A 20,920-nucleotide genomic window follows, 5' to 3' on the forward strand; every position below is an offset into this window, starting at 1 on the left:
GGCACTAGTTTAGCCCTCGCCCGTCCTTTATTACCTGGAGCGGAGCCAAGTCCGAATCTGTAAGAACTAGGTCCGCCCTCTTTCCTACCTCTAGGACACCGATATCTTCGCGCCCCAAAATTTTTGCTCCCGAAGATGAGGCGCAGTAGACCGCATCTGCAAGAGGGATTCCGGCCACAGTTGCCACCTTTACACAGTCGAGCAGGTGCGACGTCCCCCCGGCAAGAGAATCCCCCTCGGCAAGGTAGGCTTTGCCGGATTCTACCCTGACTTCCTGAGGCCCGAGCCGATATTGCCCATCTGGCATGCCCGCTGCTGCCATCGCGTCTGTTACAAAGGTAATTGCCTCCCGGCCCACTAATTCATAGACGGCTCTTACCAACGAGGGCGACACGTGGACCCCGTCGCAGATGATCTCAAGTACTACTTTGCCTTCCTTTGCAGCTGCCAATGCCTCGGGCACCGGACCGGGACGGCGATGGTGCATGGGAGCCATGCCGTTGAACAAGTGTGTAACTGTGGGCAGAGGGGAACGCGTTTTCCGAGCTCCCATTTCCCTGTAGGTTTGGTCGATGGCCTGGGCAAACTCGCCAGAAGTCGCATCGGTGTGGCCATACGAGGGCAAAGCCCCACCCTCTAACAGCGCTTCGGCTACTCCATTTCCTCCAAGTACCCCCTCTTTCTCGGGAGCTAGGGTCATTGTTGCAGCCCACCCATTGCAAGCCTGGAGTAACTCCCGGGTGAAAGCAGCATCAGGGGACAAAATGTAACGCGGATCCTGTGCCCCACAGTGCCCTTCAGAGACAAAAGGTCCTTCAAAATGGATGCCCGCAAGCACGCCCTCTTCGCATAGGCGAGCCAAAATGCCTGCCTGCTTTAGCAGGACCGGCTTATCTTGGGTGACTAGAGATCCAACTAGAGTCGTGGTACCAGAGCGCAGGTGCTCGAACGCTGCTGTTCTGGCCTCATCTACATCCTTCGCATCGGGGAAGGAAGCTCCTCCCCCGCCATGGCAGTGTACATCGACGAGTCCAGGAAGAATATACCCAACGCTCTCGGCAATCTGTTCGGAGTAGCTGGAGGCAGGGCCAATCCAGCTAATTTTTCCCTCACTAACTTCAACTACCGAATCAGACCTGATCCCTTCCGGGGTAACTACTTCTCCTTTGAAGGCAACCATTTTCCCTCTCTAAAACAACCTGGCCTCTGCGTCGTCGCTGCCGCGCATAGCCGCGTAGTCAAGCAGCATAGTTGTTATGCCGCGATCTTCCGCAAGTACCTTAGCCTGCGGACGTATTTGTTGGGCGGCAAAAATGCCACCTATGCCGGAAAGTTTTGGATCGCGCCCAAGTAGTTCCAAATATCTTGTGAGCTGTTCAACCCCATCGATGCCCCCAACGCGTTTGACCTCGATAGCCCACGCCTTCCCCTCAGGGTCGCGCACTAGCAAGTCCACCGGCCCAATTGCAGTGGGGTATTCCCGTCGTACTAGGCGCCAGCCTTCGCCTAAAATGTCTGGTACCTGTGCGGCTAACAACTCCTGCAGGTGCGCCTCAACACCGTCTTTGGTAAGGCCAGGGTCCACCCCAAACGTTTCCTGCACGTCGTGAAACACCTGCCCGATACGAACGACTAGCCGATCGTCAGTCTTCTTTGCACGTACGTCCCACACCTTCGTAATGCCGGCCGCCACCTGGTCCGCATCAGGATCCACCTCATGCAGATTGCAAGGGGCCCCCATCCAGTTCAAAGGCTTATACGAGCCGCCGTCAGAATGTACCAGCACCGACCCGTCGGCCTTGACCATAAGCAGCCGAGTGGCCATGGGCAAATGGGCGTCGAGGCGCCCCGAGTAGTCGACAGAGCATGTCGCAACAACAAGTCGCATGAAATTCCTACTGTGCTCGCGGAGGCGCGGCCTCGGACCAGGACACGAGCCCGTTTAGGTCGTCCCGGCCCATTGCCAGATCGAACTTGTGGCCGTCAGCGCGCACATTTGTCAAAAAAACTTCTTTACCATCGCGCTTTCCGATGCGGACTGGACGCTCGAGCAGCATCGAACGGCGAGTCCACGAAAGGTCTGGCTTGTGCCGAAACGAAACGAGCCTGTACCAATCCAACGAATCGCGTTCATAGACAGCAAAACCGGCCGTCCACCCCGAGGTGATGTCCGGCCGGTAATCGCAGTCAAAAGATGCAGAATGCATAACGCGTGACATGCGGAAAGCATAAAGTGCAACGACGACAACGAAGACCAATCCAACACCCGCAATAACCGCGATGAGGATTGTCAAAGCATTATTTGTCGTCATGCACTATATGTTAGCTGTTCTAGCTAGTTGTTATCCAATTCGTCTATAAGGACGGTTACCATGTCGGAGTCCACCGAAAGCAGGCCCCGAAGGACCTTTACCTCGGCTTTGACTGCCTCGCCGTCCTTTACCCGAACCGTTCCCCTTGTCATGGCTGCCAGCAGCGGTTGCCGCCCCGGCAAGATACCCACTTCGCCGTCGGCGGAGGGGACGGTTACCGAGGAGGCGCTGCCGGACCATATTGACTCAGAGCGCGAAACTACGTTTACGTCTAACATTTATGCCTTCTGCATTTCGTGCCAGTTGCGTTCTAGGTCGTCGATGCCACCGATATTGAAGAAAGCCTGTTCGGGCACCTTGTCGTATACGCCGTCGCAGATTCGTTTGAAAGCCTCAACGGTTTCGGACAGCGGTACGGTGGAGCCTTCAACGCCGGTGAACTTCTCGGCCATGTAGGTATTCTGCGAAAGGAACTGCTCAATGCGGCGAGCCCTGGCCACAGTGACCTTGTCCTCTTCCGACAGTTCGTCTACGCCCAAGATCGAGATGATGTCCTGCAATTCCTTGTTCTTCTGCAGAATCGACTTGACCCTGGTGGCCACTTCGTAGTGTTCCTCGCCAACGTAGCGCGGATCCAGAATTCGCGAGGACGACGCCAGCGGATCTACTGCTGGGTACAGGCCACGAGAGGCGACTTCACGCGAAAGTTCGGTGGTCGCGTCCAAGTGGGCGAAGGTTGTGGCTGGGGCCGGGTCAGTGTAGTCGTCGGCGGGAACGTAAATTGCCTGCAGGGAAGTAATCGAGTGCCCCCCCGCAGAAGTAATGCGCTCTTGCAACTGGCCCATTTCGTCGGCCAGGTTGGGCTGGTAGCCCACTGCCGAGGGCATGCGGCCAAGCAGGGTGGAAACCTCGGAGCCCGCCTGGGTGAAACGGAAGATGTTGTCGATGAACAGCAACACGTCCTGGTTCTTCACGTCGCGGAAGTATTCCGCCATCGTAAGGCCGGTCAGTGCAATGCGGAGACGTACTCCTGGCGGCTCGTCCATCTGGCCGAACACGAGTGCCGTCTTGTCGAACACTCCGGCCTCATCCATCTCGTGAATCAGGTCGTTGCCCTCGCGAGTACGTTCACCAACACCGGCGAACACGGACACACCGCCGTGGTCCTGGGCTACACGCTGAATCATTTCCTGAATAAGCACGGTCTTTCCTACGCCCGCGCCTCCGAACAGACCGATCTTGCCACCCTGAACGTACGGAGTTAGCAGGTCGATAACCTTGATGCCCGTCTCGAACATCTGAGTCTTGGGTTCGAGTTCTTCGAACTTTGGAGGCTGCCGGTGAATCGGCCAGCGTTCAGTTACCTCGAGGCTCTCGCCCTTTTCTAGATTCAGGCACTCCCCGATCACGTTGAAGACGTGGCCACGAGTGACGTCACCTACGGGAACCGTGATTGACTCACCCGTGTCTATGACCTTGGCGCCACGCACGAGTCCATCCGTAGGCTTGAGCGCAATCGCACGAACCAGGTTATCGCCTAGGTGCTGAGCAACTTCCAAGGTCATCTGCTGGACGTTCTCGCCCTCGCCCTGCCCCGATAGGTCAACTTCCACCTTTAGAGCGTTATACATATCGGGTATCGCATCCGGCGGGAACTCGATGTCGACAATTGCGCCCGTAACGCGCGCAATGCGGCCGACGCCCGGGACTTTTTCTTCAGTTTCAGTCATTTTTACTTATTCCCTCTAACTTGCCAGTGCGTCGGCACCGGACACGATTTCGGTAATCTCTTGGGTGATTTCGGTCTGCCTTGCAGCATTTGCAAGCCTGGTGTAGTCGTTGATGAGTTCCTCGGCATTGTCGGAGGCCGTGTGCATCGCGGTCTGCCTGGATGCCAGTTCAGAGGCCGCGGCCTGCAGCAGTGCGTGGCGAATCCGAACCTCTACGTACATAGGCAAAACGTAGTTGAGCAGCTCGTCCGCCGATGGTTCGAACTCATACAGGGGCATTGCCTGCCCCTCGGTGTACTTGTTCCACATCTTTTCGGCGTCGAGGTCGATGAGCTCTTCGGAGTCGACTACCTTGAGCGGGAGCATCTTACGCACCTCGGGAACCTGCGACACCATGGACTTGAAACGAGTAAAGACCATGTAGACCTCGCCTACCCCGCCGTCTTCCGGGCTAGCCAAAAAGGCCTGCTGCAACGTAGTGGCGATATCGTGAATGGTTTCCTCGTCCGGATTGTCCGAGACCCCGGTCCAGGACTTGGCAATGGGCCGTTCGCGGAACCGGAAGTAGGATTGCGCACGCCGTCCGGAAGTGTACAGCACCGGTTCTTTGCCTTCTTCAGCGAGCTTCTTGAGGAGTTTTTCAGTTTCCCGAAGAATGTTCGCCGAATATGCGCCCGCCATACCGCGGTCGGAAGTTATCGCGATTACGGCCACCTTCTTAGTGTCCGTACGAGGACGGGTCAATGGGTGGTCCATATCCGAGTGTACTGACACCGCCATTACTGCCTTGGTCACCGCACGCGAAAACGGTTCCGCTTCCGCAGCGTTCTGACGGGCCTTGCCAATACGAGAAGCAGCGATCAGCTCCATCGCCCTGAAAACCTTTTTCAAGGTGGCAGTGGAGTTGATCTTGTGCTTATAGACGCGTTGCTTGCCGCCCATTTAGGACCGCTTTCCGCGCGTAATCTGCTCTTGTGTATGTTCGGCCTCGACTTTGTTATCTGCGCCATCCACGTGAGCGGAGTCAAAGTTTGCAGCAAAAGTCGAGTGGAACTGCTCAACCCCGGCCTTCAGCTCAGCTTCGGTATCTTCCTCCAGTAACCCAGTGGAAGCGATAGTCTGAAGAACCTTGGTGTGCGAACGCAGGTGGTCAATCAATCCGGCCTCAAAGCCCTTGACAGCGGAAACCGGAAGATCATCCAAGTAGCCGTGGGTACCAGCCCAAATTACAGCTACCTGATCTTCGACTTTCACCGGTGAAGACTGCGGCTGCTTCAACAACTCCATCAGGCGCTCACCGCGGGTAAGCTGCTGGCGAGTAGCCTCGTCGAGGTCGGAGGCAAACATCGCAAACGCCGCCTGGCTACGGTACTGGGCCAAGGTTAGCTTCAGAGTACCGGCGACCTTCTTCATTGCCTTGATCTGGGCATCGCCGCCGACGCGGGAAACCGAAATACCCACGTCTACCGCCGGACGCTGGTTGGAGTTAAACAGGTCCGACTGCAGGAAGATCTGCCCGTCGGTAATAGAAATTACGTTTGTAGGAATGTAGGCAGAAACATCGTTCGCCTTGGTTTCGATTAGAGGCAAGCCCGTCATAGAACCGCCCCCGAGCTCGTCGGACAACTTTGCGCAACGCTCAAGCAGGCGGGAGTGCAAGTAGAACACGTCGCCCGGGTAGGCTTCGCGCCCTGGCGGACGCCGCAGCAACAGCGAAACCGCACGGTAGGCTTCAGCCTGCTTCGACAGGTCGTCGAATACAATCAGCACGTGCTTGCCCGAGTACATCCAGTGCTGGCCAATGGCCGAACCGGTGTAGGGGGCAAGGTATTTAAAGCCAGCCGGGTCCGATGCCGGGGAGGCCACGATCGTGGTGTATTCTAGCGCACCTGCTTCTTCGAGTGTGGAACGCACCGAGGCGATAGTAGAGCCCTTTTGCCCGATTGCTACATAGATGCAACGCACCTGCTTCTGGGGATCACCACTTAGCCAGTTATCGCGCTGGTTCAAAATAGTATCGATCGCGATTGCGGTCTTACCGGTCTGCCGGTCGCCAATAATTAGCTGCCTCTGTCCGCGACCGATAGGGATCATTGAGTCGATTGCCTTTAGACCAGTTTGCAGCGGCTCATGGACTGACTTGCGCATCATTACGCCGGGAGCCTGCAACTCCAGTGCACGGCGACCCTCAATATCAGTGATTTCGCCGAGGCCGTCAATTGGTGCCCCCATCGGGTCCACAACGCGGCCGAGGTAGCCATCGCCAACGCCGACGGACAAAACTTCGCCGGTGCGGTATACCTGCTGCCCCTCTTCGATGCCGCCAAAGTCGCCTAGAACAACGCAACCAATTTCGCGTACATCCAGGTTCATAGCCAGGCCCAAGGTGCCGTCTTCGAAACGAAGGAGCTCGTTTGCCATGGTCCCGGGCAATCCCTCCACGCGGGCGATGCCGTCTGCGGTGGAGATGACGTGACCTACTTCTTCGGTATTAGCTTTACTTGGTTCGTAGCTGTCAACAAAGCTGTTCAACGCTTCCCGAATTTTCTCGGGGGCGATGGAAAGTTCAGCCATGGGAATCCTTACTTTGTATTGTGTTAGCCGGCCAAACGTTCGCGCGTACGGGCCAGGGCCTTACGGACTGTGCCGTCGGTGATATGGGAGGACGTGTGGACACGGAGTCCACCGAGCAAGGAAGGAACGATCGAGACGTTGAGCTCAACGTCCTTGCCGTAACGCTTGCACAAAATCTGGCGAAGTCGGTTGAGTTGGGACTCCGACAGTTCCTGCGGAGCCTCGACGGTTACGAGTTTTCGCTCCCGCAAACTTGAGGCTCGTTCCAGATCGCGCCGCAGTGTGGACAGTAGCGACCCTCCCCGCGGATACATCGTTGCCCTCTCAACTAGCTGGAGGGCCTGTGGGCAAAGCGCGTCGCGAAATACAGACTGAGCAAGGCGAGCCCTCTGCGGTGCTCGCTGCACAGCTGAGTCGGATAGCGCGTTACGCAAATCGCGCCTCTCGCCGAGCAGTTGGGTAACGGCAAAAAGATCCCGACCAACCCGTTCCAGGTTGTTCTTACTTGCAGCCGAATATAGCTGGCCGTCTACCGCAATGTCTTCCAACGCGAGCGCGAGATCGGATTCTTGCGACCAACGCCCACCAGTCAAAGCAGTTAGAACTTCTAAGGCCAGAGGCTGCAGTGAGGAGCCGAAGACATCGTTGGCCAGTTTAGCCTTGTCCTCGCCACTACGAGCAGGATCAGTCATTGCCCTGGCGAGGGAGGGATTAGCTCTAACCAAATCCGCCGCAGCGAAAAGATCAGCCGACACCTCACCTATGGTCTGCCAGGCAGAGGCCGTGCCCTCCTTGAGGACTTTGCGCCCCGCCTCACGCGCTGCCGCACTCGATGCACGCATTACTTAGACTCAGCTCCTTCCGGCGCCGGGTTTGCCTCCAGATCGTCCAAGAACCGATCGATGACGCGGGCCGAAAGCTCGCGATCGGTCAGTTGCTCGCCAACGATTTTCTCGGCAAGTTGGGAGGCAAGCAGGCCCACGTCTGTCCGGAGAGAAAGCTGCGCCGATTGCCGTTCTGCTTCAATTTCTCGCTTTGCTGTCGAGAGCACACGCTCCGCTTCTTGCTTCGCCTCTTCACGGGCACGCGCAACTATGTCTTTGCCATCTGCGCGGGCCTGATCGCGAATCTCCTGAGCTTCTTTGCGCGCCTCGCGCAGTTCGCTACGAGCCTGTTGATCGGCGTCGGCTACCTGTTTCTTAGCTTCTTCAGCTAGTTTCAAGCCTTCTTCGATCTTGCGGGCGCGCTCGTCAACCATCTTGTTGAAGGTTGGCAATGCGAATTTGCCCAGAACTAGCGCAACCACGATCAAGACCACTGCCGACCAGAAAATATCGAACAGTTCAGGAAGAAGTGGGTTGCGTTGAGCCTCTGCAGCAACCTGTAGTACTGCGGAATACATGTTTATGCGTTAGCCCACAGAATGCCTGCAACTAGACCTAGCAGACCTAGCGCCTCAACAAAGGCGACGCCAATAAACATGTTGGTGGTTAGCCTGCCGGCAACCTCGGGCTGACGAGCAATAGATTCCTGAGTCTTTGCCACGAGCAAGCCGATGCCGATGCCAGGGCCAAGTGTGGCCAGGCCGTAACCGATGGTTGCTAGTACTGCTGCGCTACCAGTCATTGGTATTTTCCTTTTCTTTATTTGGTTTCCGGATGCGGATGCAGCCGGTTATCAGTGCGAGTGCACCGAAAGATCGATGTATACAGCGGTGAGGATTGCGAAAATGTAGGCCTGGAGGAAGGCAACCAGCATTTCGAACAAGGTCACAAATATTGCCCCTAGGAAGGTGGCAACCCCCACTCCCCTGAGCGGGCCCTGAGTGTACAAAAGCAGGAAGTTGGTACCTGCCAAGCAGAGCGCCAGCATGAAGTGCCCCGAGATCATATTCGCCATCAAACGAACAAAGAGTGTGAACGGGCGGATCACAAAGGTCGACAGTGCTTCAATCGGGGTGAGAATCAGATAAATTGGCTTGGGAACTCCCGGCGGGAAAAGCGCCGATTTGAAGAATCCCCCTACCCCCTGCTCGCGAATGCCGGCATAAATGAACGCAACCCAGGACAGTATGGCCATGAGAATAGGCAAACCTGCAACGGAGGTACCAGCCAAATTCAATCCGGGGATAATTCCGGCAAAGTTCATAAAGAGGGCGGTAAAAAAGACTACGGCTACAACGCCCGAATACTTGGCGGCCATCTTCTTTCCCATGGCCTGCTCAGAGATGGAAGTGCGCACAAAGTCGAAGAGCAGCTCCATTGTTGCCTGGCCCCTTGAGGGAACCAGCTTCGCCCTATACGTGTAGGCCAGAAATAGCACGACCATGACAGCGAGCATGATGAGCCTAATCAGCATGACGCGGTTGAGCGCGAATGGCGTTCCTTCGAATGCGAAAATTGGTGGGAAAAAATCATCCAACGACGGGGTATGGAACTCCCCGCCGGTTTGAACTAACGCATTCCCAACCGCTAGCGCTTTTAGCACCAGGGCACCTCCTGCTTCCTTAGTGGAGCCGTTGACCTAAACATAGCCATCACCTGACATAGCGTACAACATGCGCTCACTGAGCGTTCATCTGCCGTCAGCAACTTTCAAAACTGCGCTCTAGCTGTGGTTTCGGAGTAACCGCACTGACTCGTGCCCGAACCAGAGCTAACGTTTCAGCAAACATTGTGACGACTATCATAACTGCAAGTGTGAGCCCCACTACGAAAGTGTCGAGCGAGCCAAAATGCCTCGTCAATAAAAACCCGGTAATGAGCGCTGCCAGTTTTAGTAAAAATCCGCCTGCGAGCGCAGCTACTACGTAGTTTGGATACTTGACACCGTAGTGATTCACTATAACAGTTGCCAGACACAATACCGCCCCCAGCGCCGCCGCGACCACCGCGGAGATAACCCCCGTTTTACCTCGCGCCAAGGCGCCTACAATTACGGCTCCGGCGGCTACGACCAAGTAAGAAACCGCCACAGCTTTCCGGGCCGAAGCCATAGCGCGTGCAACTTGATCCATCAGTTGTCTCCCTTCCGAAGAATCCTATTTTTTACCCTGGGGATTGAAAAGACGCTAATACCTACAACCACCACAGCCCCGACCAGTAGCCCAATACCCACGTGTATTGGATCGAAAACCACCAAAGCTGCAGCCCCAAGCGCCACATATGCCGCCCACATATACATGACAAGGACAGCCGTAACCACTGAATAACCTAAATTGAGCAGCCTGTGGTGCAGGTGCATGCGGTCCGGGTGGAACGGCGAGTGGCCCGCTCTCATACGCCTAAATACGGCCATAGTCATGTCAGTTAGGGGCAGTATCAATACCGCGACCGGCAAGATCAGAGGCAATAGTGCAGGCAGCATTTCCGAACCGGCAAACATAGCCGGATCTACCTGTCCCGTAACTAAAATTGAGACCCCGGCGGACAGCAGCCCAAGTAACATCGCTCCCGTGTCACCCATAAAAATGGTTGCCGGGTGGAAATTATGGGGTAGAAACCCAGCGCATATCCCCACCAACATTATTACTACGGCGGCCGCCAGCGACGCGTATGACTGGGCATTGGTAAAACGCACCAGCATGTAAGAATAGATAAAAAATCCCGTGGCCCCTATGGCTATGCATCCCGCAGCCAAACCATCCAGACCATCGACGAAATTCACCGCATTTATGCAGGCGACTACCACTATTACGGTAACCGCTATAGAAAGTTTGGAAGACCCGATAGTGAGCCCAAATATGGGAAAACTTACCAGCTGGACACCACCCCAAGCCATCCCCCCTGCGATGAGTATTTGGCCGGCCATTTTAGTCCACCACTCCAGGTCCCACAGATCATCTAGGAATCCCAGCACGCAGATTCCCGCAGCTCCACCTAGCAGCGACCACGGCTGGGGGTCAGAAAACAGGCGGGCAAAATACGGCACGTGCGCAGCTACCGTCATAGCTACCGCGAATCCCCCCAACATGGCCACTCCGCCCAGCCTGGGGGTGGGTACCGTGTGTACATCTCGGTCGCGCACCGGAGTCAGCGCATGGGCAGCCAACGCCAGCTGCCGAACAACGGGCGTTAGCAAGTAGGTCACTGCCCCGGCGACGAGGGCAAGAAGGAGATAGAGCTTCACGCACTCTCCCAAACGCGCGCTAAGTCACTAGCAGGAATTACTCCCTGGCGAAGGATACGCATGTGTTCGCCTTCTTCAGCCACGATGGTAGAAGGCACTGGCCCCGGTGTGGAACCAGCGTCCACGTACACCGCAACAGTATCGCCAAAATACTTCACGGCATCCGAAACATTTTGCGCAGGATCGTCACCGTGAATATTTGCGGAAGTTACTGCCAGTGGGCCGGTGCCTTCTAGTAACACTCGCGCCGCGTCTAAGCCCGGTACGCGAACGGCCACTGTTCCTCCTTTGGCCTGACTGTCCCAACCTAGCCCCTCACCCGCGGGCAAAATCAATGTCAACGCACCCGGCCAGAAGGCCTTAGCGAGCGCCTCCATTTTGGGGCTCATCGTTGAAGCAACGAGCCGCCACTGCTCAGGTTTCGCCAAGAGAATTGGCGGAGGCATCTGCCCGCTTCTATTCTTGGCTGCTAAAAGCTTTTCTACCGCTCGACTGCTGCGAGGATCAGCTCCAATACCGTATACCGTGTCGGTGGGGATAACAACTAACTCGCCGTCAGCCACAGCCGCCTTCAAGGGCTCACTAGCTTCCGGTGCCGAATAAATACTCATGGCCCCTATTCTAGGCAAGCGCGCAAGCACGTAGCGTTGCCTGCCCGCTAGATCTCGACCGGTACTGACCTCGACAAAACCAGCCTCCCGGCAGGCCGCTCTTAGCTTTTGCGACTGGCTTTCGGCGTGTTCCATAACAAGTGTTCCCCCCGGACGCAGCAGGACCCTCGCCCTCTTTATTATTTGGAGGGGAACAGCTAATCCGTCTTCCCCGCCCCCGTAGAGCGCCATCTCGGGGTCATAGAGGGCCTCGGCCTGGCTCACCTGCCCGGCCGGCACATAGGGGGGATTTGACACCACCACGTCGACGCTTCCATCGAGGGCGGCGAGCGTATCGGCACTCGTAGCGTCCCCCTGAATCAGATTGACAGATAAGTCTTCCAAGTTGGCGCGCGCCAGTTCCACCGCCTTAGAATCCTTTTCCACCGCCCAGACCCTAGCCGAGGGAATTTCATCAGCCACAGCCCCGGCGATAGCTCCGGAGCCCGTACACAGGTCCACCACGCGCACGCACCCCGGCCGGTATTTAGCTTTCACTGCCACGGCACGCGCCGCCTGAATGGCCTCCTCAGCTACCATTTCGGTTTCCGGACGCACGACAAATACACCGGGAAGGGCTTTCAAGGTGCGCCGGCGAAAGTACATTTTTCCCGTCAAATACTGCAGAGGCACCCGGCTGGCCCGCTTCCCAATTAGAGTGAAATATTCCTCCTCCTGGGAAGCACTCAGCTTGCTCGGGGCAGAAAACAGGTCTCCGACAACCGCCTCCATCAACTCGCGAGCATCAGGAGTAGGAGAGGCAACGCCCGCCTCGGCTAGAACGTAAGCCCCCTGTTTTATAGCTCCCCTAGGCGAACTCATTCCTGCCCGGTAGCCTTGGCCAACTGGTGTTCTTCGTCCAACTTGATGGCAGAATCGATCACAGGCTGTAGCTCCCCACCCAGCACAATATCGAGGTTAAACGCCTTGTAACCCGTGCGGTGGTCCGCAATGCGATTTTCAGGGAAGTTGTAGGTGCGGATGCGCTCTGACCTATCTACCGTGCGCACCTGGGAATGGCGGGCTTCAGCCTCTTCGGCCTCGCGTTTACGACGCTCTTCCTCGGCCAACCTAGAACGCAGCACGCGCATTGCTGCCTCGCGGTTTTGAATCTGCGATTTTTCATTCTGCATCGACACCACAATTCCCGTAGGCAAGTGGGTAATGCGAACAGCCGAGTCGGTGGTGTTGACAGACTGGCCCCCGGGACCAGACGAACGAAATACGTCAACGCGAATGTCGTTGGGGCCGATTTCTACCTCGCCCTCGTCCTCAACTTCGGGCATAACATAGACGCCCGCAGCCGAGGTATGAATGCGGCCTTGAGTCTCGGTGACAGGAACGCGCTGAACCCGGTGAACCCCGCCCTCGTACTTCATGGAAGCCCACACCCCCTCTTCAGGGGAGGGATTGCCCTTCGCGCGGATAGAGATTTGAGCGTCCTTTACCCCGCCCAAATCAGTCTGGTTCATGTCCATGACCTTGAAGGTCCAACCGCGCTTCTCGCTGTAACGCTGATACATGCGCAACAAATCCCCTGCAAACAGCGCCGACTCCTCGCCACCCGCACCAGCCTTGATTTCCATGATTACATCCGAGGCATCCTCGGGATCGCGAGGAGCAAGCACGGAGAGCATTTTCTGGTGTGCCTTGTCGACCTGTGCGGTAAGACGTTCGGCCTCGTTCGCAAATTCGGAATCCACTTCAGCAAGTTCTTGGGCGGCCTCTAAATCCTCGCTGAGCTGCTGCCAGGAACGAATTGCCTCAGCCTGCCGCTTTAGCTCCGAGTAGCGCCGACCCACCTTGCGGGCCTGCACCTGATCCGACAACACCTGCGGATCCGACATCTTCTTTTCGACTTCTGCCAGATCGGCAAAAATCTTCTCCCCTGCCTCAAAACTTGCGCTCATTATCGCTTTCCTACAAATAGCTGTGCCGACTACAAAGGAAGCGCCGGCCGGGAAGACCCGACCGGCGCCCACAAGACCTATTTACTTCTTGCGCTTGCCGTAGCGCTTCTCGAAGCGAGCAACACGACCACCGGTATCCATGATCTTCTGCTTGCCAGTGTAGAACGGGTGGCAGGCGCTGCACACGTCAACACGCATCGAATCGCCCGAAATGGTGGAGCGAGTCTGGAACTCGTTGCCGCAGGTGCAGGTCACGGTTACTGGGTGGTAGTCAGGGTGGATTCCCTGTTTCATAATAATCTCCTTAAGGAATTCGAGGTCGCCGGGTCCGCTTCGCGGTGAACCGGAACAGAAAGATTATGCCACAAGATTTGGCACTAACCTAGGTGAGAGTACTCACTAGAAGTTACTACTTGTCCCCTGACGTGCTCATCTTGCCGATTGTGAGTAAGAACTCCGCGTTCGAGGAAGTGTCCCGCAATTTGCCGAGCACCAGCTCTGTGGCCTCTTGAGTGTCCAGGGAACCAAGAATTCGACGCAGTTTCCACAAGATCTTCATCTCTTCGGGACGGAGCAGCATCTCTTCGCGGCGAGTACCCGAAGAATTGACGTCAACTGCCGGGAAAATACGCCTATCCGCGAGCGCCCTCGACAGTCGCAACTCCATGTTGCCAGTGCCCTTGAACTCTTCGAAGATGACCTCGTCCATCTTGGAGCCGGTCTCGACTAGGGCGGTGGCCAAAATGGTCAGCGAACCGCCATTTTCGACGTTTCTAGCCGCCCCGAAGAACTTCTTTGGGGGGTAGAGCGCGGAAGCATCTACACCGCCGGAAAGTATGCGCCCGGAGGCCGGTGCCGCCAAGTTATAGGCACGGCCCAAGCGGGTGATCGAATCGAGTAGCACCACTACGTCCTTGCCGAGCTCGACCAGGCGCTTAGCACGCTCAATTGCAAGCTCCGCCACAATCGTGTGATCAGAAGCGGGACGATCAAAGGTAGAGGCAATAACTTCTCCCTTCACCGTGCGCTGCATGTCCGTAACTTCTTCCGGACGTTCGTCAACCAGCACCACCATCAGGTGAGCTTCCGGATTGTTGATCGAAATAGCGTTCGCGATCTGCTGCAAAATAATGGTCTTACCGGCCTTGGGCGGCGAAACAATCAACCCGCGCTGGCCCTTCCCAATGGGGCTGACCAGATCAATGATGCGCGGCGTAATCGCCTTTGGAGAAGTCTCCAAACGCAGTTGCGAATCGGGGTACAGCGGAGTCAGATCTTTGAACTGAGGGCGCTCGCTAGTCTGTTCGACAGTGAGTCCGTTGGCACTGTCCAAGCGGACCAAGGCGTTGTACTTCTGGCGGCGGCGTTCGCCTTCGCGAGGCTGACGCACGGCACCCTGAATAGCGTCGCCCGAACGCAGCCCCCAACGGCGCACCTGTCCGAGCGACAGGTACACGTCATTTGGCCCCGGCAGATACCCGGAGGTGCGCACAAAAGCGTGATTGTCGCGTACGTCCAAGATTCCGGCAATAGGAATTAACACATCATCTTCACGCAAATCAGAATTGGAGTTACCCGAGTTATTCGAATTGTGCGCATTAGAGTGACCGTGCGAATTGTTCGAATTATCGTGCCTATTGCGCTTGCGGTCGCGCCCCCGCCGACGGCGCCCAGAGTGCTCTTCCTCCTCGTGCTGCTTGCCACCGGTAGGAAGCTTTATTTCGTCGACGTTTTTAGGCTCTGACTTGTGTGCGGGAGTCTCAGACTTACCTTCGCGAGCAAGCTCCTGGCGCACATCTAGCTTGGGGGCGCCAGCCTCCGAAGATGCCCGGCGTCTGCGCGAACGCCGAGGACGTTCAGAGCCAGTCTCGGCACCTGAAGAACGTTCTGTCTTAGACTCGCGGCTGGAAGCTGTTTCTTCTGCCTGGCCCGCCCCGGCCGCTTTTTGTGCTTTCGGCTCAGATTCTGATCCGCTGCGATTAGAAGCCGAAGCATTTTGGATCTTTTCAATAAGATCCGATTTACGCATCCGAGATGTTCCCTTTAGGCCGAGGGAAGCAGCCATGGCCTGCAGCTCAGGTAGCCGCTTAGAGCTCAAATCATTATTAGTGCTCACGAAATTCCTTCAATAACTGTTGTTGGGAAAGCGTAATCCAGGCGCGCTATTGCGTGAAAAGAAGAAGATTGGATTAGCTAGAGGCTTACTTAGTGCCCGAAACGCGGCATCCCGCGATAGGACAACAATAGCAAAAGTTTAGCTGTGATGCGAAGAGGCGCTCCCCACAATCTTTACGCCCTCCCGGTCCACTGCCAACTCGTGCACGTCCCAGCGGCCTGCTCGGCCCTGCCTGCGTACGCCAGGAGAGACCGTTCCCAAAACCAACACGGTGGGACCGGCCCCAGAGATGACGGCCGGATAGCCCTCCGCGCGCAGCCAGCGTACCAGCCCCACAGAGGCAGGCATTACCTTTTCCCTATAGTCTTGATGAAGCCGCTCTTCCGTACCTGCAAAGAGCAGTTCTTCCCGTCCAGCTAGAGCCCTCACCAGTAGCGCTGCCCTTCCCGCCTGGAAAGCCGCATCTGCGTGGGGAACCATTTTTGGCAGTACCCGGCGGGCCTTAGCTGTAGAGAGTCTAAAACCAGGGATAAAACAGGTACACACCAAATTATCTGCTATTTGCAAAGGGGCCGCCTGGGCAGTTTCACCTTCCAGCCAGGAAACAGTTCCACCCCCAAAGATGGCGGGGGCAACGTTGTCGGGATGGCCCTCGAGTTCAGTTGCCAGTTGCAATATCTTCTTATCGTCTAATGCCTCAGGCTCAGCCAAAAACGCTCTAGCCAAAGCCATGCCCGCCACTATTGCCGAGGCGGAGGATCCCAGCCCCCGCCCGTGCGGAATGGTATTCACGCACTCCAGCTCGAGGCCCACCTGCGGCGCCCCGGCGGCCTCGAGCGCTACCCGCAACGCCTGCACCACCAGGTTATCTTCCCCCTCGGCCACCTGCCCCTCGCCTTGGCCTGATACTCGGACGTGAGTTTTTCCGACCACTGCCCGCGCACTAATCTCGTCGTGCATGTCCAAGGCCATGCCCAGCGAATCGTAACCGGGGCCTAGATTCGCAGTGGTGGCAGGAACGCGCACTCGCACCGAATCATTTGCTAGGCGCATGCTAACCCTCGACAACCAAGGTAGAAGCCACGTGCGAACCCAATTTCTCGAGCTTTTGGCGCACTCTAAAGATCGCCTCCCCCGAGGCTAAGTGGGTAGACAGCACCACCGAAATTTGATTTTCTGTTGGGCTTTGGTGAACCGCCGAAATCGACACGCCCTCGTCAGCGAAGACCTGCGCCAGCCGTGCCAGCGTACCAATTTCGTCCTCTACCACAATGCGCAGCCTATAGCGGCGCAGTGCCTTCGAAGCGGGCAACAAAGGCAGGTTAGCGTAGGAGTTTTCGCCGGGCGCACTTCCCCCGTGGGCGATATGTGAGGCACCTGCCACGACATCGGAGAGCACTGCGGAAGCAGTTTGCACCCCACCTGCCCCCTGGCCAGTAAACATCAGGGTACCTGCGGCTTCGGCCTCGACCACAATAGCGTTGAAAGCCCCGTTAATGGTAGCCAAAGGAGAATCTTTAGAAACCAGTGCCGGATAAACCCCTAGCGAAATTGCCTCCCCATCTGCGGCCATCACGCGTTCGGCCACTGCAACAAGCTTTATGCGCTCGCCAAAAAAGGCTGCATCCAACGAATCCTGCTGGGAAATATTACGGATCCCGCAAGTAGGGACGTCGTCCAGAGAAACCCGGGTGTGAAAAGCCAGAGAGGCCAAGATGGCACACTTCGCAGCTGCATCGAGACCGTCTACATCGGCAGTAGGATCTGCTTCGGCGTACCCCAGCTCTTGGGCCTTAGCCAGCGCCTGTTCGTACGTGAGCCCGGCATCCATCTGATCGAGCATGTAATTAGTAGTGCCGTTTACAATACCGACGACGCGATTGATCCGATCCCCAAGCAGCGACTCGCGCAACCCATAGACGACGGGCACCGCGCCTGCTACTGCCGCTTCGTAGTACAAGTTGGCCCCTTTAGCGGCGGCCAACTCGTACAGTTCCGGACCGTGGGCAGCTAGCAGCGCCTTGTTGCCCGTAACCACCGTTTTCCCTTGGCTCAAAGCCCGCTTTACAAGGGTGCGCGGCGGCTCAATCCCCCCAATCAGTTCGATCACTAGGTCAGCGCTGTCAATTACCGCGTTCGCGTCTGTAGTGAGAAGCTTGCGGTCTACGGCGCCGTCGCGCGGAGCCTGCAAATTCGACACACATATGCCAACGACCTGCAACGGAGCCCCAGCGCGAGCCTCCAGGTCACGACCTCGTTCCTGTAGCAATCGCACAACCTGGGTACCAACGGTACCGCAGCCGAGAACCCCAATTTTCACAACTTCTCTACCCATTTTACCCCCGCAACAAAAGTAACCTACAACGACTTATCTAATAAAAGTAGGTCCGCTACCGTCTCGCGCCTTATGACTTCGCGCCATTTTCCATCTTTTATTCCAACCACGCCAGGGCGGGGAACCATGTTGTAATTTGAAGCCATAACCCGCCCGTAGGCGCCCACGGCAGGCACGGCCAGAATGTCGCCCTCGGTAAGATCTGCCGGCAAATAGACGTTGTGAACCACTACGTCGCCCGATTCGCAGTGTTTTCCAACCACTCGGCACAGCGTTGACTCGCCCTCCGAAGGACGATTGGCCAGCACTGCAGTGTAATCGGCTCCGTAGAGGGCAGGGCGAATATTGTCGCTCATTCCCCCGTCCACAGACACATAGCGGCGGGACTTACCAGGCGCATAAGTGACATCTTTGATTGTCCCCACCCTGTAAATCATTACCTGGCTAGGCCCGGCAATAGCACGCCCAGGTTCGATTGAAATTCGAGGAATATCGGTACTTGCCTGCGCGCAGGCCAACTTCACAGCCTCGGCTAGGGCGCAACTAACCTCCTGGGCGGTGGGCGGGATTGGGTCTGCAGCGTTGTAGCTGATGGCGTAACCTCCCCCTAGGTCGACCTCGGGAACCTTCATTCCCTTTGCCAACAACTTGGCGCGGAAGGCCATTACTTTCCCGGCGGACTCTACGAAAGCATTCAGATCCAAAATTTGAGAGCCGATGTGAGAGTGCAAGCCGACCAATTCCAGATGTTTTGCATGCGCAATAGCATCGGCTACCGCTTCAGCCTGCCCAGTAGCTATAGAAACCCCGAATTTCTGATCCTCGTGAGCTGTAGAAATATATTCGTGCCCACCCGCATGGACTCCGGTGACCAAACGAATCATTACCCTAGCCCGCTTATGCAAACGAGCGGCAACGCCTTCTACTTTGGCGACCTCGAAGGGAGAATCGACAATAATCCTGTCGATTCCGGAGCGAACCGCTAACTCAATTTCCGCTTCAGACTTGTTGTTGCCGTGCAAACCAAGTCCCGAGGCTGGAGCCCCCGCCTTTAGGGCCAATGTGAGCTCCCCGAGGGAGGCGGTGTCAATGCCTAGCCCGGCATTTGTAGCAACGCGCACTGCCTCGGCACAAAGGAAGGCCTTACCAGCATAATTGACCGTGGCTCCGGCGAACCCATAGCCTTCCCAAAACGACTCGGCCATGGCCGAAGCCCACACCTGACATCTGCCGGCGAAATCGTCGATATCCCACACATAGGCGGGACTGGCATATTCACGTCCTATTTGCGGCAAAGGCACACCGCCTATTTGAAGCACTCCCTGCTTCCGCTGCGCGCTCCAGGGCCACAGGTCAGGCCGCTGGGAGGGATCGCCAGCATAGTGGTTCGCCACCTGGGCCATTTCACATCCTTTCAGGTGCCTGAACGCCTAGCAGATCCAAACCGTTGCGCAAAACCTGCCCCACGGCGTCATTTAGCCAGAGCCTAGCTACGTGAGAGGCTTCAACTGGGGAGTCTCCGCGCGGGGTCACGCGGCACTGACCGTACCAGGCATGGTAGGCACCAGCGAGCTCCTCCAAATAGCGGGCCACCCTATGCGGTTCACGCAAGCTCGCTGCCTGCGCCACAATCTCGGGATAACGCGCTAGCGTTCCCAGCAGTTCACCGTCAGCGGTAGAGTCCAATGCCTGCGGGGCAAACCCGTCCTCGCGACGCACCCCGTGTTCCTTCGCATTGCGTGCTACAGCACAAGTGCGAGCGTGCGCATACTGCACGTAGTAAACAGGATTTTCATTGGTGTTAGAGGCAACCACGTCCAGATCCAGCTCCAACGTGGTATCTACAGACGAGCGAATCAACGAATAGCGCGCCGCATCCACTCCCACAGCCTCGACAAGGTCTTCGAGAGTAACTACGGTTCCAGCACGCTTTGACATGCGCACCGGCTTGCCACCGCGGACCAGATTGACAAGCTGCCCAATCAAGATCTCCATGTTCTTACCAGGACCAGCTTCGTCCCCGAAGGCACGCGCCATGGCATACATGCGCCCGATGTAACCGTGGTGATCAGCTCCCAGCATGTAAATGCACTGGTCGAAACCGCGATTGCGCTTGTTCAAATAGTAGGCTACGTCGCCCGAGAAATAAGCAGCATTACCGTCGGACTTTATAAGCACCCGGTCCTTGTCATCGCCAAATTCAGTAGAGCGCAGCCAGAGGGCGCCCTCACTTTCGAAAATAACTCCAGCATGGCGAAGCCTGTCAATAGCCTCGTCAACAGCACCGGACTCATGCAGGGTCTGCTCGTGGAAAAAGACGTCGAAATCGGTGCGGAATTCATGCAGAGATTCCTGAATCTCGGCAAACATGGCCTTAACGCCCTTTTCACGGAACACCTCCTGGGCCTGCTCGTCAGGTAGTTCGCGCGGATCTGCGCCGCCCTCTTCTAAAACCTGGGCAATTACCTGCTCTGCGACCTCGCCAATGTACTTGCCGCCGTAGCCATCCTGGGGAGTGGGACGCCCCTTGGCGGCGGCCAGAAGGGAAGCCGAGAAATTATTTATCTGGTTACCGTGATCATTGAAGTAATATTCGCGCGTCACTTGCGCGCCCGCAGCTTCCAGAACACGAGCCATAGCATCGCCCACAGCAGCCCACCGTGCTCCACCTATATGAATAGGGCCGGTGGGGTTAGCAGAGACAAATTCTAGATTCACCTTTGCGCCCTTTTGGCTCTGATTGCGCCCGTAGGCAGGCCCCTGCTCCAAAATTGTTTGAGCCAACTGGCCCGCAGACGCTGCCGAGAGCCTGATATTTAGAAACCCTGGCCCGGCAACCTCGACACTGCTAATGCCGTCGACGGTTTCCAGTTCACCGGACAGCAACGTTGCTAGTGCACGCGGATTAGTCTGGGCCTTCTTCGCCAGCTGCATTGCCACGTTGGTTGCCCAATCCCCGTGCTCACGATTTCGAGGACGCTCTACCTTTACAGCCGGGATTTCTTCGGCAGTGAGTGCAATATCGCCCCGTTTTGCCGCTCCGGCTAGGCAGTTGTGAATAAGTTCTGAAAGTTCTTCTGGAGTCACGCCCTTAGAATACCTGCTAATTGCCACCAGCACGCAATCGCGATCAGCCCAGCTGCCCGCGACTAAAGTCCTAGGACC

At 56.7% G+C, this 20,920-nt stretch carries 21 protein-coding genes; all 21 read right to left on the bottom strand.

The window, feature by feature from the left end; all coding sequences use genetic code 11:
• Window positions 1-4: 4 nt before the first annotated feature.
• Window positions 5-1,180 (bottom strand): N-acetylglucosamine-6-phosphate deacetylase, encoded by a 1,176-nt coding sequence (locus G437_RS0101840; RefSeq protein WP_024330898.1) that lies wholly within the window; start codon window positions 1,178-1,180, stop codon window positions 5-7.
• A gap of 9 nt (window positions 1,181-1,189) precedes the next feature.
• A complete protein-coding gene (gene nucS, locus G437_RS0101845; protein ID WP_024330899.1) occupies window positions 1,190-1,888 on the bottom strand; it encodes an endonuclease NucS in 699 nt (232 codons plus the stop codon).
• 7 nt (window positions 1,889-1,895) lie between these two features.
• A complete protein-coding gene (locus G437_RS0101850) occupies window positions 1,896-2,312 on the bottom strand; it encodes a DUF2550 family protein (protein ID WP_024330900.1) in 417 nt (138 codons plus the stop codon).
• Between the two features lie 23 nt (window positions 2,313-2,335).
• Window positions 2,336-2,590, bottom strand: coding sequence for an ATP synthase subunit epsilon (locus G437_RS0101855; protein WP_024330901.1), 255 nt, complete (start codon window positions 2,588-2,590; stop codon window positions 2,336-2,338).
• The gene (gene atpD, locus G437_RS0101860; RefSeq protein WP_024330902.1) at window positions 2,591-4,042 is read right to left on the bottom strand and encodes a F0F1 ATP synthase subunit beta; all 1,452 of its coding nucleotides are present in this window, start codon (window positions 4,040-4,042) and stop codon (window positions 2,591-2,593) included.
• 15 nt (window positions 4,043-4,057) lie between these two features.
• Window positions 4,058-4,984 carry a F0F1 ATP synthase subunit gamma gene (locus G437_RS0101865; RefSeq protein ID WP_029769166.1) on the bottom strand — a complete coding sequence of 309 codons (927 nt, stop codon included), beginning with the start codon at window positions 4,982-4,984 and terminating at the stop codon, window positions 4,058-4,060.
• The gene (gene atpA / locus G437_RS0101870; protein WP_024330903.1) at window positions 4,985-6,616 is read right to left on the bottom strand and encodes a F0F1 ATP synthase subunit alpha; all 1,632 of its coding nucleotides are present in this window, start codon (window positions 6,614-6,616) and stop codon (window positions 4,985-4,987) included.
• Between the two features lie 23 nt (window positions 6,617-6,639).
• A complete protein-coding gene (locus tag G437_RS0101875; RefSeq protein ID WP_024330904.1) occupies window positions 6,640-7,458 on the bottom strand; it encodes a F0F1 ATP synthase subunit delta in 819 nt (272 codons plus the stop codon).
• Complete coding sequence (locus G437_RS0101880) at window positions 7,458-8,018, bottom strand: F0F1 ATP synthase subunit B (protein WP_024330905.1); 561 nt, start codon at window positions 8,016-8,018, stop codon at window positions 7,458-7,460. The genes G437_RS0101875 and G437_RS0101880 overlap by 1 nt, the downstream gene beginning before the upstream one ends.
• Before the next feature lie 2 nt (window positions 8,019-8,020).
• A complete protein-coding gene (atpE, locus tag G437_RS0101885; protein ID WP_024330906.1) occupies window positions 8,021-8,242 on the bottom strand; it encodes an ATP synthase F0 subunit C in 222 nt (73 codons plus the stop codon).
• Window positions 8,243-8,293: 51 nt separating this feature from the next.
• Entirely contained in the window at window positions 8,294-9,103 is an 810-nt protein-coding gene (gene atpB / locus G437_RS0101890) for a F0F1 ATP synthase subunit A (protein WP_024330907.1), read from the bottom strand.
• 97 nt (window positions 9,104-9,200) lie between these two features.
• Entirely contained in the window at window positions 9,201-9,632 is a 432-nt protein-coding gene (locus tag G437_RS0101895) for a Cg1360 family ATP-synthase-associated protein (RefSeq protein WP_024330908.1), read from the bottom strand.
• Entirely contained in the window at window positions 9,632-10,744 is a 1,113-nt protein-coding gene (locus tag G437_RS0101900) for an MraY family glycosyltransferase (RefSeq protein WP_024330909.1), read from the bottom strand. Before G437_RS0101900 ends, G437_RS0101895 begins: the two co-directional genes overlap by 1 nt.
• Window positions 10,741-12,216, bottom strand: coding sequence for a peptide chain release factor N(5)-glutamine methyltransferase (gene prmC / locus G437_RS11555; RefSeq protein WP_024330910.1), 1,476 nt, complete (start codon window positions 12,214-12,216; stop codon window positions 10,741-10,743). The genes G437_RS0101900 and prmC overlap by 4 nt, the downstream gene beginning before the upstream one ends.
• Window positions 12,213-13,304: a peptide chain release factor 1 gene (gene prfA / locus G437_RS0101910; RefSeq protein ID WP_024330911.1), complete on the bottom strand. Its 1,092-nt coding sequence runs from the start codon at window positions 13,302-13,304 to the stop codon at window positions 12,213-12,215. Before prfA ends, prmC begins: the two co-directional genes overlap by 4 nt.
• 81 nt (window positions 13,305-13,385) lie before the next feature.
• Entirely contained in the window at window positions 13,386-13,598 is a 213-nt protein-coding gene (gene rpmE, locus G437_RS0101915) for a 50S ribosomal protein L31 (protein WP_004806098.1), read from the bottom strand.
• Window positions 13,599-13,713: 115 nt separating this feature from the next.
• Window positions 13,714-15,369, bottom strand: coding sequence for a transcription termination factor Rho (gene rho, locus G437_RS0101920; protein WP_231782348.1), 1,656 nt, complete (start codon window positions 15,367-15,369; stop codon window positions 13,714-13,716).
• Window positions 15,370-15,558: 189 nt separating this feature from the next.
• Entirely contained in the window at window positions 15,559-16,473 is a 915-nt protein-coding gene (gene thrB / locus G437_RS0101925) for a homoserine kinase (RefSeq protein ID WP_024330913.1), read from the bottom strand.
• A gap of 1 nt (window position 16,474) precedes the next feature.
• Window positions 16,475-17,755: a homoserine dehydrogenase gene (locus G437_RS0101930; protein ID WP_024330914.1), complete on the bottom strand. Its 1,281-nt coding sequence runs from the start codon at window positions 17,753-17,755 to the stop codon at window positions 16,475-16,477.
• A 23-nt stretch (window positions 17,756-17,778) separates the two neighbouring features.
• The gene (gene lysA, locus G437_RS0101935) at window positions 17,779-19,158 is read right to left on the bottom strand and encodes a diaminopimelate decarboxylase (protein ID WP_024330915.1); all 1,380 of its coding nucleotides are present in this window, start codon (window positions 19,156-19,158) and stop codon (window positions 17,779-17,781) included.
• A 1-nt stretch (window position 19,159) separates the two neighbouring features.
• On the bottom strand, window positions 19,160-20,842 hold the full coding sequence (argS, locus tag G437_RS0101940; RefSeq protein ID WP_024330916.1) for an arginine--tRNA ligase: 1,683 nt from the start codon (window positions 20,840-20,842) through the stop codon (window positions 19,160-19,162).
• Window positions 20,843-20,920: the final 78 nt, after the last annotated feature.

The sequence above is a fragment of the Winkia neuii subsp. neuii DSM 8576 genome, from assembly GCF_000420405.1.
Classification (GTDB): Bacteria; Actinomycetota; Actinomycetes; order Actinomycetales; family Actinomycetaceae; genus Winkia; species Winkia neuii.

What these genes read in the sequence shown, in the direction of transcription:
- G437_RS0101840 (WP_024330898.1), bottom strand. Translation starts at nt 1,180, where the DNA reads ATGGTTGCCTTCAAAGGAGAAGTAGTTACCCCGGAAGGGATCAGGTCT.
- nucS (WP_024330899.1), bottom strand. Translation starts at nt 1,888, where the DNA reads ATGCGACTTGTTGTTGCGACATGCTCTGTCGACTACTCGGGGCGCCTC.
- G437_RS0101850 (WP_024330900.1), bottom strand. Translation starts at nt 2,312, where the DNA reads ATGACGACAAATAATGCTTTGACAATCCTCATCGCGGTTATTGCGGGT.
- G437_RS0101855 (WP_024330901.1), bottom strand. Translation starts at nt 2,590, where the DNA reads ATGTTAGACGTAAACGTAGTTTCGCGCTCTGAGTCAATATGGTCCGGC.
- atpD (WP_024330902.1), bottom strand. Translation starts at nt 4,042, where the DNA reads ATGACTGAAACTGAAGAAAAAGTCCCGGGCGTCGGCCGCATTGCGCGC.
- G437_RS0101865 (WP_029769166.1), bottom strand. Translation starts at nt 4,984, where the DNA reads ATGGGCGGCAAGCAACGCGTCTATAAGCACAAGATCAACTCCACTGCC.
- atpA (WP_024330903.1), bottom strand. Translation starts at nt 6,616, where the DNA reads ATGGCTGAACTTTCCATCGCCCCCGAGAAAATTCGGGAAGCGTTGAAC.
- G437_RS0101875 (WP_024330904.1), bottom strand. Translation starts at nt 7,458, where the DNA reads ATGCGTGCATCGAGTGCGGCAGCGCGTGAGGCGGGGCGCAAAGTCCTC.
- G437_RS0101880 (WP_024330905.1), bottom strand. Translation starts at nt 8,018, where the DNA reads ATGTATTCCGCAGTACTACAGGTTGCTGCAGAGGCTCAACGCAACCCA.
- atpE (WP_024330906.1), bottom strand. Translation starts at nt 8,242, where the DNA reads ATGACTGGTAGCGCAGCAGTACTAGCAACCATCGGTTACGGCCTGGCC.
- G437_RS0101895 (WP_024330908.1), bottom strand. Translation starts at nt 9,632, where the DNA reads ATGGATCAAGTTGCACGCGCTATGGCTTCGGCCCGGAAAGCTGTGGCG.
- prmC (WP_024330910.1), bottom strand. Translation starts at nt 12,216, where the DNA reads ATGAGTTCGCCTAGGGGAGCTATAAAACAGGGGGCTTACGTTCTAGCC.
- prfA (WP_024330911.1), bottom strand. Translation starts at nt 13,304, where the DNA reads ATGAGCGCAAGTTTTGAGGCAGGGGAGAAGATTTTTGCCGATCTGGCA.
- rpmE (WP_004806098.1), bottom strand. Translation starts at nt 13,598, where the DNA reads ATGAAACAGGGAATCCACCCTGACTACCACCCAGTAACCGTGACCTGC.
- rho (WP_231782348.1), bottom strand. Translation starts at nt 15,369, where the DNA reads ATGGCTGCTTCCCTCGGCCTAAAGGGAACATCTCGGATGCGTAAATCG.
- thrB (WP_024330913.1), bottom strand. Translation starts at nt 16,473, where the DNA reads ATGCGCCTAGCAAATGATTCGGTGCGAGTGCGCGTTCCTGCCACCACT.
- G437_RS0101930 (WP_024330914.1), bottom strand. Translation starts at nt 17,755, where the DNA reads ATGGGTAGAGAAGTTGTGAAAATTGGGGTTCTCGGCTGCGGTACCGTT.
- lysA (WP_024330915.1), bottom strand. Translation starts at nt 19,158, where the DNA reads ATGGCCCAGGTGGCGAACCACTATGCTGGCGATCCCTCCCAGCGGCCT.